Below are 14,419 nucleotides of genomic sequence, written 5' to 3'. Positions count from 1 at the left end.
AAGAAGTTGTAAATCGCTATAAAAAAGTTACCCATAATTACGAATTAGCCTGCTTTACCACGTTCCGGCGGAAAATGCTCAGGAGCAGCCAGGTTACCAGCCAGCACACTACACCCGCCACCACAGCGAGTGTAACAGCGCCTAAAATATACTGCACCAGGTTTTGCTGGATATTGTCCAGCGACAACCCTTTGCTGAAAAATAGATCGGTGGCATCCCTTCCAACCCACACCTTTCCCATCAAAAAACTCAGGAAAATGATCGGCGGCACCATTGGCGGAATGCTGATATTGGCGGCGATGATCACCAATCCTTTATTTAACCGCAGCCAGGCGGCCAGTGCGAGGGCTACGATCATCTGGAAGCCCCAGATGGGAACAATGCCCATAAATACGCCGAATCCCACCGACAATGCCTTTTTCATATTCGACTCCTCACGGTTAACGATATGCTGCTCAATAAAAGCCCTTCTGCCCTCTGCCTTCATCATGGCGCGGATAAAATCGCGCGGCTTGATGTACAGGAAAGCGATCGTCACCAACACGGTGTTGAGCACACTGATACGCGTGAAGTCCGGCCCCGGACGGAAATGCGAAATTCTTTCCTCCTTCGGCGGATAATATACTTTGATTGGCGCCCAGTCTATTTTAATGCCCTTCCACGCCGAACGCACGATCACCTCTACTTCAAATTCATATTTGTTGCAGATGGAACGGATGCGGCCCATGCGGTGAATCGGGTACAGGCGAAAACCGCTCTGCGTATCCGGCGCCCTGATGCCGGTTTCCACGTAAAACCAGAAGTTCGAAAACTTGTTGGCAAAGGTGTTTTTACCCGGCATGTTCTCCTGTTGCAGGTTGCGGGCACCAATGACTAATGCGTCCTGACCTTCGTCCAGTTTATCCGGAAGACAGGCAGGTCGCTGGCAAAGTGCTGCCCGTCGCTATCCATCGTAATGGCATGCTCGTAGCCCTGCGACAATGCATAACGAAAGCCCTGGCGCAGCGCATGTCCCTTACCGCCGTTCGGCGTGTAGGCCACTACCTGCAGTTCCGGGAAATCTTCCAGCACTCTGGCCGTAGCATCGGTAGCGCCATCGCTTACCACGATGAGGTGGCGCGTGAGGGCAAGCACAGAACGGATCACATCGCCAAGGGTGCCGGCGTTATTGTACGTGGGAATCAGCACACAAGCCTTGTGCGCCTCGAAGCGGGCATCGTATGGAGCGGGCGTCTGCATTACTGTTTAACGGTAAAAAGTCCCCGGAACTTCAGGAACACCAGTTCGGCGCTTTTAATCTGCGCGGTTACTTTTAATTCAGCTGTTTCCAGTGCGGCATACTTGATTTCCACATCTACCTGCGGCTGCACGTTCGGATCGATCATGTTCAGGAATTTCATGTTGGACGCTTTGCGCACCATGACTTCCTTTTGCAGGTTATCGCCCAGAATTTCCTGGATCGTTTGCATCATGCAAACACCAGGGACAACGGGCTGACCGGGAAAGTGGCCTTCAAAAATCGGGTGGCCGGCGTTAAATGCGATCGTCGCATTTACTACTTCGCCGGTGTTTTCCTGCTGTGTGACGGTGTAAAATTTTCCTGCTAACATTATTTTTTCACGCGTTGTGATGAAATATTAAATGTGAATTTCTTGTGTTCAATGTAAAGAGAATCGGGAATACCTGCTTTATAGTCCTTCATCCAGATATCTACGACCGGCTTGCGTTTAGAACCGTTTTGTATTTTCACGAGCTCCCGGCAATCGGGGGATGTAATATAGTATACGTCCCCTTTATCCAGTTTTACTTTAACGTACTGCAGCGCATCTTTTTCCAGCACAGTGGCCTTCGAAAAGTCGTAGCGCAGCAGCAGCATTTCAAAGTCCTTGCGCAATGTCTTTACCACGGCCTTTTTATCCATTTTGGCCATCATGTAATGTTTGGTAAAGCCGCCGTCTTTATCAAATTCAAAATCAAAGAACTTAAACCCCATTTCGTTGGTGAACACGATGCGCATGCTGCTGTCTTCCATTTTTTGAAAAGCAGCAGGCCCGAAAAGTGATTGCCCACCACATCCACGGTTGTGTTGTACATCACCGTGTTGCTGTACTGCGGCAGGAAGCGCTCTACGCAGGCCGCATCGCCGGCTTTCGGCTGCAGGCCTTTGTACGCGGAGGTACAGGCGCCTAGTAAAAACAGACTACTTAACAGCAAATACCTCATCGGGAATGTTTACGTTCGTTTCCTTATTCACGAAACTCATCACGGTATCATCCCCGCTCTGTTCCTGCATCTGTAGCTTCGTTACCGCGTAATCCTTTTTATCTACCCACAACACGATCTTCTTAAAATAGTCTTTAATGCCTTTGGCTACCGGTGTCATCTCCAATTGGTAGAACTGTGCGTTCTCAAATACTTTGGTGGAGAAGTCGGCGTTGTTCAACACATTACCCTGCACACAATCGGCCGTAATACGGCTTACCTGCTGAAACACCTTGCTCGATTTCGCGGAAATGCGGTTTTCCTTCTGGCTGTCTTTTGTTTTGATATCTTTTCCGTTGATGATCACCAGGTAGTAAGAAGGCGTCTGGTATTCCATTTTCACCTTATCTTCTTTCTTGAACCAGAATTTTCCCTTACTGGTGATTTTCTCGCTCAGCATGCTCAAGTTCTTTTCCTGCACGAAATCGCTTTTAATCGATTTCGTCTGCTGCGCCGTTTTCGCGAACTGTTGTTTAAACTGTTCGAGATTGGCCGCCGGTTTAAAACCGGGACTCTGTGCCCGCACCGCCGTGGTGGCCAGGCAGGCAATGATCCATATCCATTTACGCATATGCCTTCACATTTAATAGTTTATCTACCCGCACAATGGAAAAGCCGCGTTGACGCAGCGTTTCGATCAATTCAGGCAATATTTGTACCGTAATCCGGCAGGTGTCGTGGAACAGGAATATATCGCCGGGGCGAACATTCTTTAACACCCGCTGCAACAACAACTGCGTGTCTTTAGCCACGGTATCCAATGAACGGATGCTCCAGCCGATGGTGCTGTAACCGCCGCTGCGGATGGCTTTCGCCAGGTTAGGGTTCGTTACGCCATAAGGTGGCCGGAATAGTTTAGGTTGATGGGAAATCGCTGCTGCAATAGCCGCATCGGCCATGCGCAGCTCTTCCAGCATTTTGGCCGCCCCGTACATATCGAACCAGAAGGCGTGTGAATAGCTGTGGTTGCCAATTACATGTCCTTCCGCGTGTATCCGTTGCAGTAAACCCGGCTCCTGCGCGGCACGCTCCCCTATACAGAAAAAAGCACCAGGCACCTGATGCTCCTTTAAAATATCGAGTATTTCCGGGGTGTGCGATCGGGCCGGCCCGTCATCGAACGAGATGGCCACCTGTTTCTCCGTGGTGACCGCCCGGTTGTGCACCGGTGTAAAAAAGCTGAGGGAGATGTCGGTCGCGCCCCAGGCCAGTACTGCTGCAAAGCAAACGCCCATCATCATCCATACCCACCATGCCACCGGCCCATTCATAAAATGGAATACCAGCGACCCGCAAAAGGCCGCCGCGAAGAGGATGCGTATGGTGCTGTATTTTAACATGCTTTTACGAGCATTGCCGAGTAGTGCGTGCCCCGGTACTGGTTTACGATTAATATATTTTTGAAAGATGTGGCAGCCGCGCCTTTCAGCAATACCACCTCCGGTATTTGTTGCGTACGCAGCAGCTGCACCGCCATCCACATTGCAAAGGCAGAAGCCGTTGGAAATTCGCCGCTCAGGTGTTTGAACCCGACCACCGGCTTACCGGCGAAAAGTTCATCCTCCAAAGCGTTCAATGCGGCATCGTTTGCAGCGTCGCCGCTGCGGCCGGTAATAATGACATCCGGCGTTGCATCTCCCAGGTAAGTTTGAACAAATGTTCCAATGGCGGCTTGATCAGCTGGTTTGTACAGCGTGGCAGGCACCTGCAATTCCGCAACAGCATTGCCCTTCTCACTGCTCAGCATAAAAACCCTGCTCCTTCCCCATTGATCGTGCCTTCGCCGGTATGAGCCAGCAATTGCGTACTGTCATTGCTGTTAGTACGGAACAAACCGAAACGTTGGAGAATAGCGTGACTGTGATCGGTAATTTCATCGAGACCGCCGGCGAGTATATTTTTCGCCTGACCTTCCCGGAGAATCATCAGACTGTCGAGCAGCGCGTTTTCGAATGAAAAGGCGCGGTGCACGAATGTATTGTTGTAAGCGTGGCAACCGAGCATCAGCGCGATTTGTCCCGCTACGGTATTGTGTGTGCTTTGAATGAATGCGGTCGGCGTCAGCATTTCTTCCTGCTGACTCACCATTTTGGAAAGGAACACGCTCGTATCGGCCAAACAACCGTACGCAGTGCCGGTAATGATCGCATCGGGCATGGTAATACCGGCATCCTGTAAACAGCGCTGTGAAGCGCCTACCCCCATTTTGATCACCCGGCTCATCCGGCGGATCAGTTTAATATCGATCCACTGCTTGTAGTCAGGATCGGCTACAGACAGGCGATTGCCTTCGTACGACCTCACACTTTCCAGGAACGGTTCGTCCGCCGCAGTGTTCTGCGGAGAAATACAACCAGCGCCTTGTATGTATGCTTTCATTCCTTTTATCTTGAAAAAATTACACTCGAACAGTTGCCGCCAAAGCCAAACGAATTGGACATCACATGCGGCAGGTTATTGCCTTTGGAAATAGTGGTGACGGGCGAAAACGGCAGTTCCTTCATCTGCGTGGTAAACTGCGCATTCGGATAAATGATGCCCTCTTTCACCGCCAGTGCGCTGAACACCGCTTCTATACCACCGCTCGCGCCCAGGGGTGTGCCCGGTGAACGATTTGGTGGAACTCGCGGGAGGCGCATCTTCCCCAAAGAGCCTTACTATAGCCGTGCCTTCCGACACGTCATTGTTCTGCGTACCAGTACCGTGCAGGTTGATGTAAGCCACCTCGGAAGGCTTAATTCCAGCCATCTCCGGGGCACCCTTCATCGCCGGTAGTTACCGGTACCGTCTGGCGAAGAGGCCGTTTGGTGATAAGCATCGTTCGCATTGGCGTAACCGCTTAAACTACACCAGGGCCCGTCCGGCAGCTTTGCCGCGATCTCCTCCGATACCAATACCACGTATCCGGCGCCTTCACCCAGGTTCAGGCCGGTGCGCGTATCGTCGAACGGACGGCACTTTTGCTGATCAAGGATCATGAGGGTATTAAAACCGTTGAGGGTAAAGCGGGTGAGCGCATCAGTGCCACCGGCGATCACCACGTCTACAATGCCGTTTTTGATCAGGCGCGCGCCATACATCATGGCATTGGCGCCGGAAGAACAGGCCGTGGAAATAGTGGACATATGATGCGTAATACCCAGTGCGTCGCCCACCACTTCGGTAATGGCGCCACATTCGTGGTTCACTACGCCTCTCAGGCGACCTTTGGTATTGTCCGGCAGGAAGTCTTCCATGAAGTCTTCCGTTTTGTCCATACCACCAACCGTGTTGGCAGAAACAAACGCGGTGCGGTATTGGGCGATATCCCCCAAACCGGTGCTCTCCCACGCTGCCTTTGCGGCAACCATACTGAGCAAAGCCGTGCGGGTGGTACTTTCGGGCAGACCAGTCATTTTCGCCAGCGCTGCGTTATCAGCCTTTACTTCCGCAACAGGAAATGTGTTTTTATGGATGGAGCGCAGGTATTGCATGGGCCCCATGCCCGGTTGCATATGAGCAAACGCTTGCAGGCAGGCCTCCAGCGAATGCCCGATGCCGCAAATCACGCCGCCGCCGGCTACCAGCACCTTGCCGCTCATTACGCTTTTTGATTTGCGGTAATGAACTCGGCCATGGTACGCACCGACTGGAAGATTTTAGGACCATCTTCCGGGTTGGCCATGCGAATGTTGTAGTGCTGTTGCAGCAACACGATCAGCTCCAGCGCATCGATCGAATCGAGCCCCAGTCCGTCTTTAAACAACGGCTGATCATCGCCGATGTCTTCGGGCTTCACTTCCTGCAAATTCAATTGTTCGATGATCTGGGCTTTCAGATCTGACATCAACTTTTCCATATTATGATTGATACAATTTTTCAACTTGTTCCGCGGTAAAGGGCAAAGCCACACCACGGGCATCTCCTTCAACTAAAAATATCGCTGCTTCAAAATCCTCGTGGTATTGTTCTATCCAGCCGCAGACACAGGCCTTCGCCGCGCCAGTGGCCAGTAATTGTTCAACGTAGGCAGTCATCATCCCGGTATCGAATGTATCCTGCACAAAAAGGCGTTCTCCCCTTTCAACTTGTGCCGGATGCTGATTTCACCGATAACGATATTCGGCAACGTATACACGAACAATGCCGGACTGGCAATATCGCTTACCGTTTCGTAATAACGCTCGTCGGTATCCAGGCTGGCGCTGCGGTTGGCGAACACCAGGGCGATATCTTCGGGCGCATATTGCGATAAAGATATATCCTGCAACAACACCTCCGTACTCAGCCAGCCCAGTTTGCTCAGTAAGTCCATTTTATGAAACTTCTGATACTGGCCGGCAAAGCGGTCGTACAGGCTGCGGAGAAAATCGGGCAATGGGCCGGCTCCCCGGAAACCAGCTGTTCGCCGTTCTTCACTACCTCAAACGGGCGGATAAGCGTATATGCGTTAATGTTTATTTCCAAAACTGCTTATTTTATCAGTAGCGATAATGGTACGCGCCAAACGTTTCGGCGCTGTATCGTGATTCGCCACGAATGGATTGCTCGTATCCCACACATATCCCGCCAGTACGGAACATATCTGTTTTTTAATCTCCTCATCCGGGTTCGGACGGAAGAAGATGGTGTCCAGCGTGCCTTCGTACCAGGCCATCACATAGGAACGGAATACGTTTACGCCCTGCATGGTCGGTTCCATGTATTCCTTTTCCCAGTCTACTGCCTCGCCCTTCAGTTTTTAATCACCAGTTTGGCGGCTGTCTGGCTGGATACCGTAGCCAATGTTACCCCGGACGAGAAGATCGGGTCCAGGAACTCGGTTACGTTGCCGGTGAGTACATAACCCTCTCCGTAAAACTTATCGGTCGTAGCGCTCCGGGATTCCAGTATCCTGGGTTCGAAGGCCAGGTCTACACCACGGAAACGTTCCGCGGTAAAAGGTTCGGCCTCGAGCATCGCACGGTACTTTTCTTCATTGGTACCTTCAAATCCTTCAAAGAAAGAAGGATCGCTGACGAAACCAAGTGATGTAATACCCGTAGAGAATGGGATGATCCAGATCCAGGTGCCTTTTTGTGCACCACCGCGGTAATACGGTTCGGCTCTGCATCCATATGGCGGTTCACGTCTACCGTATGCGCGAACAACGCTTTGCGCGGCTGCAATACCGATTCCTTTTCCAGGTTGAAAAGCTTCGGAATTACCCTGCCATATCCGCTGCCGTCTACAATAAAACGCGCTTCAATTTCTTTCTGATTACCGTTGATATCTTCTACGGTTGTTACAGAATCCGACCCATTAAACCGGATCGCTGTGACCGTAGTTTCAAATTCAACGGGCACACCCATCTCCTGCACCGTGTTCGCCAGCGTGGTATCAAAATCAGCGCGGGGAACCTGCCAGGTCCACTTCCAGCCGTCCGTAAACTGGTTCTGAAAGGTAAAATCACAGATGGCTTCTCCTTTCACGAACTTGGCGCCGTACTTCTTCTGATAGCCGCGTTGTTCCGGGGCGTCCACGAATTTGGCTTCGGACAACGCCTCCATACAACGGGGCAGCAGGCTTTCTCCGATTACAAAACGCGGGAACTTAAGTTTCTCCACAATTTTAACCGAATACCCGGCCTGGTGAATAATGGATGCGGCAACCGTTCCCGCGGGGCCTGCACCTATTACCAGTACGTCGACTTTTTCTGTTTTCATAAAGGCGTGCAAATTGGATGTTATTGTTAGTTGGGCTTAAGCCTTTTTACATTGGAGCAGCGTATAGCTCAGCCCCATGCTGTGATTCTCCATTACAATCTGAAGTCCCGCTTTTTCACGCACTCGTAAAACACTTCTGAATAGTACATCTGGCTGTTACCATTCGCCATGGCGGTAAAATACAGCGATGTTTGCTGCAGGCTGAACGCCGCGGCTTTAAACACCTGCTTGTCCCAGAACGGTTCCGGGATGTATACACTGCCATTATCGCTCAGTGCCTCGCGGCAGCGGCTGAGGATAGAAATGATCTCCGCTTCGGAGAAACAGTCCAGAACTGGCTCATCCAGATGGCATCAAAATCTTTCGGGAAAGGAATGCTTTCGTCCAGGATGTTATTCACGTGAAAGGATACACGATCGATATAACCTGCTTCGGTAATATTTTTGGTAGCGCGCGCCACCTGTCCCGGCAAGTCGAATATAGTGATCTGCACTTCCGGATCGTACGCGACGCAAGCCATGGTAAACTTACCGGTGTTGCCGCCGATGTCCAGCAGCTTTTTCGGTTTGTCCTGAATACGATCGGCAGTACCTGCGGAAATGCGAGGTCGGAGTAATAGTGGTCAAAGTCGTACCAGCTTTTGCCCTCTTTCGGCGGCAGGATGGTAAGTCCTTCGTAGATGGTTTCCCAGGGGCCCAGTTCTTTCAGACCGGCGGGTTTGCCCTCGGTGATTGCTTCCTGCAAATGGAACATGCCTTTGTAACAGATGTCGTGGCTAAAGTCCATATTGATGCGGGTCAGCTGGTCGTGCTCAATAAAGTGGCCGGTTTTGGTGAGCACATATTTTTTCTCTTCGTTGACAATCAGCATTTCCATGCCCAGGCCGGCTTCGAGCAGTACGCGAACGCCATAGCGGCTAAGGCCGGTTTTATCGATAATTTCTTCAATGGTTACGCCTTTCATGCCATTGTCGGCAATAGCTTTTAAGATACCCAGGTCGCGTAACGCTTTGGACGCCTGAAACACAATGGGGGCAAATGCTATCCAGAGCGCCTGCTCCTTGGCCTGCAAAGCGGTTTTCGTTTCCTTGTTAAAGAATTGCATGCTGTTATTAAGTTCGGTTTAAAGTTGACATATTGCCGGTTTTGCTGAATACCATCGCGGCATTGCAGCCACCAAAACCGGAGGTGGTTTTCAAAAAATGACGCATGTTGCGCGTTTGTGGCTCACCGTGGCTCACGTTCAATGGCACAGGTACGCCATGTTCGCTATAGCCTTTCGTAGGTAGTACTACGTCCTGCTGTAAAGCCTGCATCCCGATGATCGCTTCTACCAGTCCGGCCGCGCCCAGGGTATGTCCGTAATAGCCTTTCAGGCTGTTAACGGGCGTTTCCTGCAACCCTGCGAAGTTAAATGCTTTGGCCTCCATTTCATCGTTATACAGCGTGGCCGTACCATGCGCAGAAACGAAGCCGATATCGTTAGTTGTAAGTTTCGATAGTTGAATGGCTTTCAACACAGCGCCGGCCAGTTCTTCACCGGTACGCGAGGGACCGGAAATATGGTTGGCGTCGTTGCTGGAAGCGCCCTCGCCCAGTACAATACCGCGCGACAAACGTTCATCAGCCGTTAAAATGACCGTGGCCGCGGCTTCGCCCAGACTAATGCCATTGCGGGCCGCGTCGAAGGGCCTGCAGGGTTCATTGCTTACCGCAAGGAACGACTGGAAGCCCGATAATACAAACTGCGTAAACACATCTGCGCCGGTAACGATCACCTGGTCGTATTGGCCGGAGCGGATGAGCCGTTGTCCCACAATAAGGGCGAGCAAGCCCGAAATACAGGCGTTGCTGATCACCAAAGGCTGCGTGGTGATGCCAACGTGTGCGGCGATCTTCTGCGCAGCAGGAAATAACTGCAGCGCAGAAGGAGGCGCCGTTTTATCGGCAATTCTTTCAATGTTGCCTTTGGTGGTGGATAGGATAAAAGCGGTACGCTGATCCCCGACCGGAATCGAAGTTTGCGATAAGGCATTTTGTATGGACAATACACACAGCTGCTCGAACTTCGTATACCCCGATCCGTTAAAGGACGCCAGTTGCCCCCGTCTATCAACGCCCCATAAAAAGCGCAGCCGCCAGGGAGGTATCGCTGTGCCGACGAATGCCGCTATCGCCGCGGCGGACCGCGTCAAAATTGGTCGCCGTGGTGTTCCCAAGAGGGGAAATAATATTATCTGCTGCTACAAACACCTGTTTCATCATTCACCAGATTATATCAAACCATGTTCCTTTTTCCAATTCAGGAAAAAGTCCGGGGCCACCAACTGCAACTCGGCTTTGTCTTTATCAAGAAACACCTGTACGGTGCTGCCTGTAGCCACAACATCCCTGGTAGCTGCGTTGTATAAAGTATATTCGAACCGGAGCTTGGCAGCAGCCGTGTTTACATACCGTGTTTCCACGATCACGCTGTCGCCGTACCGGAGCGATTTTGTAATTACATTCCACGCTCACCACCGGCACCGTATACCCGTGGGCATAGATGTCCGGTAGCGAAGACCGTATTTGTTGCCGAAAGCTTCCCTCCCGTCCTCAAAATAACGTACATAGTGGCCGTGCCACACGATGCCGAGCGGGTCGGCTTCATTAAATTTAACCAGGATCTCTGCGCGGTCACTCAATACTTGCATGAAATGTTATCTCTCTTGTTTAAACTGAATTATTCGCCGCCGTATTTGGACCTCCGTGCTTTGTATTTAGATTTATCGATCGCGTCGATGATTTCTTTTACCGGGTTAGCCCAGTAGTTACGGAAACCAAAGCCGCCAAAACGACCTACTTCACCGGTCATACGTTCTGTAAGCAGCACTTTTTTAGTTGCCAGGTCGATTACGGTTACATAGTAAGATGCCGCTTTCTCGGTTTTAGAGAAGGCTTCGCATACGAACAGTACACCCAGTCCTTTGTAATCAGCAAAGCTATAAGTTTTTACTACTGCGTCGATATCGGCCGGTGTGAGGCGGTGGAAATCAGCCGATTTGGAAGACTTCAGTTTATCGGCGTTGATCTTGCTGTTTTTCTTGTGGCTTTCTTCCAGGTCGGTATCGATGCGGCTTCTGTGAAATGCATCTGCCAGTTTGAATTTCTTCGGCTCGTTCACCACCGGGTCGTTCAGGGAAGGAAATTGTTTTTCAATGATATCGTCCTGGTTCGCTGCTTCGTCACCGATAAGGCGCGCCTGGGTAAAATCGATGCCAAAATAAGTCAATTGCTTGTCTGCGTTGAACAAGTCTTTAATACCACTGGCTTTCGCGTTTACGCTCAGTACCAGGCTTGCCGCTGCTGCAAAAAATACGTGTTTCAGGTTCATGTTTATCTATCTTTATTTTTGAGGGACAAAAATCTTCATTTCGCACTCCGCCAGTAGCCTTCCGTCCTGGAACACACTCCCTTTGGCAATAGTGGCGCCCATTACTTCTCTTTCGATGGCGATGGTGGTTTCGATGCTGGTGCCGGCTGCAGGCAGTTCCAGTACTTCGAGGTTGCTGATCCCGCCAATATAACCGATGGGCACGGGTTCGTTACGTTGTTTGGCCAGGTAGCCAACGCGTACCGCCGCCGACTGGGCGATGTTCTCTACCAGTCCCGGTGGCATCAGAACGCCTTTTTCGATAAATACATTGTCCGGCTCCACATCAAAACCGGTACGTAAACCCGTATCGTCAGCGCTTAACAGCCGGTGCACCATCACTATCGGAGGTCGCTGGGGAATGTATTGCGTAATTTCTTCTTTCGTAACTAACATGGCTAATAGTTCAGTTTTAAAACCGCACGCGCAAATGTAATACACCTTTTCCTAAAGTTGGGCGGTGATTATCGTTGGCTGGACTGCAATTTACGGAAGTTTCAGGCTTTATCCCCGGCCGGGGCCGCCTGCGACTTGTCCCAGAAGTCGTAATAGTTGAACCATTGTACGGGGTACTGCCTCACCTTTTGTTCCATAGCGGCAGCGAAATCGTTGATGGCCTCCTGTATGCCCTCACGGCGGCGGCCATGGTACCCGCGGGGTGGGGTAGCGTACAAATGGTAGTGGGTACTGGTTTCTTTAAATGCAAAAACAAGCGATACGGGCACCTTAAAGGTGGCGGCCAGCTGGAAAGGGCCCAGCGGGAACAGGGCTTCTTCGCCCAGGAATGGGGCTGCCAGGGTTTTGTTACCGGGCATAAAGCGGTCGGCGTGCATGCATATCAGTTCCCGGTGCTGCAGTGCGTCGCTGATGGCGTAAATATGGGAAAGATCGTCTTTGATCACGATAACGTTGATCACCCGCTCGCCGGTCACGGACGACAGGTATTTCTTGATCCGTTCGTGCTCTCCGTCGAACATCACGATGTTGATTTTTGTTTGAAGGCGGGTGAACAGGTGGCCTGCCACTTCCCAGTTACCCAGGTGCGCGCTGAGCAGGATGCCGCCTTTACCACCGGCGACCATGTCGTGCAGGTGCCTTTCGCCATCGAATTCGAAGGTGAAGGGATTGGGGATATTGGCCATCACCACGATCTTATCGATCAGCGTTTGGCCAAACACGTAGTAGTTAAGGTACAGGCAGCGTAAACTACGCCACCTGCTATATCCGAGTTTCGTACGAAAATATTGGAATATGGGTCGTGAAGAGCTGAGGGAAAACAGGAAATAGTAGCCTGCAACGAAATAAAGGAGTAAATATGCCGGGCGCACACCTCCATACCGCAACACACCAATGAATATACTGTACCCCAGCTTGTTCCCTTTGGATTTACCCTGCCAGGAAGGCATTATACCAGCGCTTTTTGTTTAAGACGGGCAATTACGTAGTCGTAGAAGTCCTGGAAGGTAACAATACCCTGGAAATCCTCGGGTTTTACCTTAAAACCGAAATTGCTTTCGATCACTACCACCAGGTCAATATAATCCAGGCTGTCAAGCTCCAGTGTCGCTTTCAGGTTCGCTGCAGGTGTAATACTTTCAGGCGCAACTTCAAATTCCTCTACCAGGAATTCATTCGTCCTCGCTATGATCTCGTTAACTTCCATAATTATTTAGTTCCAGATATAGGTTGAAAAGAGTTAAACAATGCTCCCGGCCGCTTACAACCGGGAAATGAATCATCACACTGCAAAATTAATAAGAATAACTCAATCCCACTTCTTTATCACCAGGGAAGAATTAGTTCCTCCAAAGCCAAAAGAATTGGACAAAAATATATTAAAATTCTTATTAATAGTACTGGTAACGATGTTAAGTTTAGCCGAATCCTCATCCGGATTTTCGAAATTGATATTAGGCGCGATAAAACCGTTTTCCATCATCAGCATGGAGTATACGATCTCGCTGGCGCCCGCCATCCAGCACTCATGGCCGGTCATGCCCTTTGTGCTGCTCACGTACGGCCTGCTGCTGCCGAATACTTCGTGCAAAGCCCTCGCTTCGCTGGCATCGCCGGCGGGTGTAGAGGTGGCATGTGCATTAATATATTGAATATCAGACGGTTTTAGTCCCGCATCTTTCAGTGATATTTCCAGCGAACGTACCGGGCCGTCGACACTGGGGTTGGAGATATGGGCGCCATTGCTGGAAAATCCGTATCCCAACACTTCTCCCAGGATCTTTGCGCCACGTCGTTGTGCGCTTTCCAGGCTTTCGAGCACCACGGTGGCCGCTCCCCCGCTGGGCACCAGGCCGTCGCGGTCGCGGTCAAACGGGCGGGAAGCTTTTGCCGGATCGCTTTCGCGCACAGAAAAAGCAGCGATCGCGTCAAAGTTACCCATGGCGTAAATATTGATCTCCTGCGCGCCGCCGCATACCACAGTATCCTGCATGCCGTTTTTGATGAACATGTATCCCAGCCCAATGGCGTGGGAACCGCTCGCACAGGCTGCGCTTACGCTGAAATTGATCCCTTTTAAACGGAAGATAGTGGCGAGGTTCATGTTAACGGTAGAGTTCATCGTCTGGAACACAGAACCTGAACCTACGAGCATCGTATCGTGCTTTTCGCGTATAATGTCGTTCGCTTCTACCGTAGGTCTGGCAGAACTATCATTGCCGAACAGGATGCCTACCTCTTTTTCTCGATGTAATCCTGATCTAAACCGGCCTTCGCCGGGCTTCGCGGGTAGACATATACGCAAATTCCGCCTGCTCGGGCATCATGAGCCGGGCACGGCGGTCCAGCAGCCCCTTCAGATCGGGACGTTCTACAAAGCCGGTGAGTGCCGACCTGTAGCCGAAGTTTTTCCGTTCCTGGTCGTATATGATCCCGGAACGGCCATGATATAATGAATCTTTCACTTCCCCAGGTTCTTCCCGATGCAGGAATAAACGCCGAGGCCTGTAATCACGACTCTATTCATAATCACTCAATAGTTAGTAAGGCGCAACGTTGCGTTGTAATCTTCCCCGGCATATGCAAAACCCGGGCCGTATTACAAG

The 14,419-nt window shown here is 51.0% G+C and carries 24 protein-coding genes and 4 pseudogenes; all 28 read right to left on the bottom strand.

Annotation, left to right across the window (positions count from 1 at the left end; all coding sequences use genetic code 11):
• Nucleotides 1-37 precede the first annotated feature (37 nt).
• The 28 genes and pseudogenes from MKQ70_RS36475 to MKQ70_RS36355 all read right to left on the bottom strand — a co-directional run bounded on the left by MKQ70_RS36475 (nucleotide 38) and on the right by MKQ70_RS36355 (nucleotide 14,278).
• Nucleotides 38-841 (bottom strand): DUF2062 domain-containing protein, encoded by an 804-nt coding sequence (locus MKQ70_RS36475; protein WP_248080568.1) that lies wholly within the window; start codon nucleotides 839-841, stop codon nucleotides 38-40.
• Nucleotides 842-873: 32 nt separating this feature from the next.
• The gene (locus MKQ70_RS36470; RefSeq protein ID WP_248080566.1) at nucleotides 874-1,239 is read right to left on the bottom strand and encodes a glycosyltransferase family 2 protein; all 366 of its coding nucleotides are present in this window, start codon (nucleotides 1,237-1,239) and stop codon (nucleotides 874-876) included.
• On the bottom strand, nucleotides 1,239-1,610 hold the full coding sequence (locus MKQ70_RS36465) for an ApeI family dehydratase (protein WP_248080563.1): 372 nt from the start codon (nucleotides 1,608-1,610) through the stop codon (nucleotides 1,239-1,241). The genes MKQ70_RS36470 and MKQ70_RS36465 overlap by 1 nt, the downstream gene beginning before the upstream one ends.
• Nucleotides 1,610-2,223, bottom strand: a pseudogene (lolB2, locus tag MKQ70_RS36460) (flexirubin biosynthesis protein LolB2). The gene MKQ70_RS36465 and the pseudogene lolB2 overlap by 1 nt, the downstream one beginning before the upstream one ends.
• Nucleotides 2,201-2,833, bottom strand: a complete 633-nt coding sequence (gene lolA2, locus MKQ70_RS36455) for a flexirubin biosynthesis/transport protein LolA2 (RefSeq protein WP_248080558.1) — start codon at nucleotides 2,831-2,833, stop codon at nucleotides 2,201-2,203. Before lolA2 ends, lolB2 begins: the two are co-directional and overlap by 23 nt.
• Nucleotides 2,826-3,602 carry a polysaccharide deacetylase family protein gene (locus MKQ70_RS36450; RefSeq protein ID WP_248080555.1) on the bottom strand — a complete coding sequence of 259 codons (777 nt, stop codon included), beginning with the start codon at nucleotides 3,600-3,602 and terminating at the stop codon, nucleotides 2,826-2,828. The genes lolA2 and MKQ70_RS36450 overlap by 8 nt, the downstream gene beginning before the upstream one ends.
• Nucleotides 3,596-4,009, bottom strand: a complete 414-nt coding sequence (locus MKQ70_RS36445; protein WP_248080552.1) for a hypothetical protein — start codon at nucleotides 4,007-4,009, stop codon at nucleotides 3,596-3,598. Before MKQ70_RS36445 ends, MKQ70_RS36450 begins: the two co-directional genes overlap by 7 nt.
• Nucleotides 4,003-4,641 carry a beta-ketoacyl synthase N-terminal-like domain-containing protein gene (locus MKQ70_RS36440; RefSeq protein WP_248080549.1) on the bottom strand — a complete coding sequence of 213 codons (639 nt, stop codon included), beginning with the start codon at nucleotides 4,639-4,641 and terminating at the stop codon, nucleotides 4,003-4,005. The genes MKQ70_RS36445 and MKQ70_RS36440 overlap by 7 nt, the downstream gene beginning before the upstream one ends.
• A gap of 5 nt (nucleotides 4,642-4,646) precedes the next feature.
• Nucleotides 4,647-4,910 carry a hypothetical protein gene (locus MKQ70_RS36435; protein WP_248081908.1) on the bottom strand — a complete coding sequence of 88 codons (264 nt, stop codon included), beginning with the start codon at nucleotides 4,908-4,910 and terminating at the stop codon, nucleotides 4,647-4,649.
• A 4-nt stretch (nucleotides 4,911-4,914) separates the two neighbouring features.
• Nucleotides 4,915-5,010: pseudogene (locus MKQ70_RS36430) on the bottom strand (hypothetical protein); the annotation flags it as partial.
• Between the two features lie 14 nt (nucleotides 5,011-5,024).
• Complete coding sequence (locus MKQ70_RS36425) at nucleotides 5,025-5,843, bottom strand: beta-ketoacyl synthase N-terminal-like domain-containing protein (RefSeq protein WP_248080546.1); 819 nt, start codon at nucleotides 5,841-5,843, stop codon at nucleotides 5,025-5,027.
• Complete coding sequence (locus MKQ70_RS36420; RefSeq protein ID WP_248080544.1) at nucleotides 5,843-6,100, bottom strand: phosphopantetheine-binding protein; 258 nt, start codon at nucleotides 6,098-6,100, stop codon at nucleotides 5,843-5,845. The genes MKQ70_RS36425 and MKQ70_RS36420 overlap by 1 nt, the downstream gene beginning before the upstream one ends.
• A 1-nt stretch (nucleotide 6,101) precedes the next feature.
• A complete protein-coding gene (locus MKQ70_RS36415) occupies nucleotides 6,102-6,281 on the bottom strand; it encodes a hypothetical protein (RefSeq protein WP_248080541.1) in 180 nt (59 codons plus the stop codon).
• Nucleotides 6,278-6,619: a beta-ketoacyl-[acyl-carrier-protein] synthase family protein gene (locus MKQ70_RS36410; protein ID WP_248080538.1), complete on the bottom strand. Its 342-nt coding sequence runs from the start codon at nucleotides 6,617-6,619 to the stop codon at nucleotides 6,278-6,280. Before MKQ70_RS36410 ends, MKQ70_RS36415 begins: the two co-directional genes overlap by 4 nt.
• A 72-nt stretch (nucleotides 6,620-6,691) precedes the next feature.
• On the bottom strand, nucleotides 6,692-6,943 hold the full coding sequence (locus MKQ70_RS36405; protein ID WP_248080535.1) for a hypothetical protein: 252 nt from the start codon (nucleotides 6,941-6,943) through the stop codon (nucleotides 6,692-6,694).
• A 32-nt stretch (nucleotides 6,944-6,975) separates the two neighbouring features.
• Nucleotides 6,976-7,296 carry an NAD(P)/FAD-dependent oxidoreductase gene (locus MKQ70_RS40695; protein WP_308199602.1) on the bottom strand — a complete coding sequence of 107 codons (321 nt, stop codon included), beginning with the start codon at nucleotides 7,294-7,296 and terminating at the stop codon, nucleotides 6,976-6,978.
• A 206-nt stretch (nucleotides 7,297-7,502) separates the two neighbouring features.
• Nucleotides 7,503-7,946, bottom strand: a pseudogene (locus tag MKQ70_RS40690) (NAD(P)/FAD-dependent oxidoreductase); the annotation flags it as partial.
• A 92-nt stretch (nucleotides 7,947-8,038) separates the two neighbouring features.
• On the bottom strand, nucleotides 8,039-8,170 hold the full coding sequence (locus MKQ70_RS40685; RefSeq protein ID WP_282456983.1) for a hypothetical protein: 132 nt from the start codon (nucleotides 8,168-8,170) through the stop codon (nucleotides 8,039-8,041).
• 47 nt (nucleotides 8,171-8,217) lie between these two features.
• The gene (locus tag MKQ70_RS36395; RefSeq protein WP_248080532.1) at nucleotides 8,218-8,466 is read right to left on the bottom strand and encodes a methyltransferase; all 249 of its coding nucleotides are present in this window, start codon (nucleotides 8,464-8,466) and stop codon (nucleotides 8,218-8,220) included.
• 338 nt (nucleotides 8,467-8,804) lie between these two features.
• Nucleotides 8,805-9,050: pseudogene (locus tag MKQ70_RS43140) on the bottom strand (SAM-dependent methyltransferase); the annotation flags it as partial.
• Between the two features lie 7 nt (nucleotides 9,051-9,057).
• Nucleotides 9,058-10,140 carry a beta-ketoacyl-[acyl-carrier-protein] synthase family protein gene (locus MKQ70_RS36390; RefSeq protein ID WP_248080529.1) on the bottom strand — a complete coding sequence of 361 codons (1,083 nt, stop codon included), beginning with the start codon at nucleotides 10,138-10,140 and terminating at the stop codon, nucleotides 9,058-9,060.
• A gap of 78 nt (nucleotides 10,141-10,218) precedes the next feature.
• Complete coding sequence (locus MKQ70_RS36385) at nucleotides 10,219-10,446, bottom strand: acyl-CoA thioesterase (RefSeq protein ID WP_372490171.1); 228 nt, start codon at nucleotides 10,444-10,446, stop codon at nucleotides 10,219-10,221.
• Between the two features lie 221 nt (nucleotides 10,447-10,667).
• Nucleotides 10,668-11,318 carry a hypothetical protein gene (locus MKQ70_RS36380; RefSeq protein WP_248080523.1) on the bottom strand — a complete coding sequence of 217 codons (651 nt, stop codon included), beginning with the start codon at nucleotides 11,316-11,318 and terminating at the stop codon, nucleotides 10,668-10,670.
• A 12-nt stretch (nucleotides 11,319-11,330) separates the two neighbouring features.
• Entirely contained in the window at nucleotides 11,331-11,753 is a 423-nt protein-coding gene (locus MKQ70_RS36375) for a hotdog family protein (RefSeq protein WP_248080520.1), read from the bottom strand.
• 101 nt (nucleotides 11,754-11,854) lie between these two features.
• Entirely contained in the window at nucleotides 11,855-12,763 is a 909-nt protein-coding gene (locus tag MKQ70_RS36370; RefSeq protein ID WP_248080517.1) for a lysophospholipid acyltransferase family protein, read from the bottom strand.
• Nucleotides 12,763-13,020 carry an acyl carrier protein gene (locus MKQ70_RS36365; protein ID WP_248080514.1) on the bottom strand — a complete coding sequence of 86 codons (258 nt, stop codon included), beginning with the start codon at nucleotides 13,018-13,020 and terminating at the stop codon, nucleotides 12,763-12,765. The genes MKQ70_RS36370 and MKQ70_RS36365 overlap by 1 nt, the downstream gene beginning before the upstream one ends.
• 102 nt (nucleotides 13,021-13,122) lie before the next feature.
• Nucleotides 13,123-14,118 (bottom strand): beta-ketoacyl-[acyl-carrier-protein] synthase family protein, encoded by a 996-nt coding sequence (locus tag MKQ70_RS36360; RefSeq protein ID WP_248080511.1) that lies wholly within the window; start codon nucleotides 14,116-14,118, stop codon nucleotides 13,123-13,125.
• Nucleotides 14,075-14,278 carry a hypothetical protein gene (locus MKQ70_RS36355; protein WP_248080508.1) on the bottom strand — a complete coding sequence of 68 codons (204 nt, stop codon included), beginning with the start codon at nucleotides 14,276-14,278 and terminating at the stop codon, nucleotides 14,075-14,077. Before MKQ70_RS36355 ends, MKQ70_RS36360 begins: the two co-directional genes overlap by 44 nt.
• Nucleotides 14,279-14,419: the final 141 nt, after the last annotated feature.

Origin of the sequence: Chitinophaga sedimenti (genome assembly GCF_023156195.1) — a bacterium.
GTDB lineage: Bacteria > Bacteroidota > Bacteroidia > Chitinophagales > Chitinophagaceae > Chitinophaga > Chitinophaga sedimenti.
This window is presented reverse-complemented; position numbering and strand designations above follow the sequence as displayed.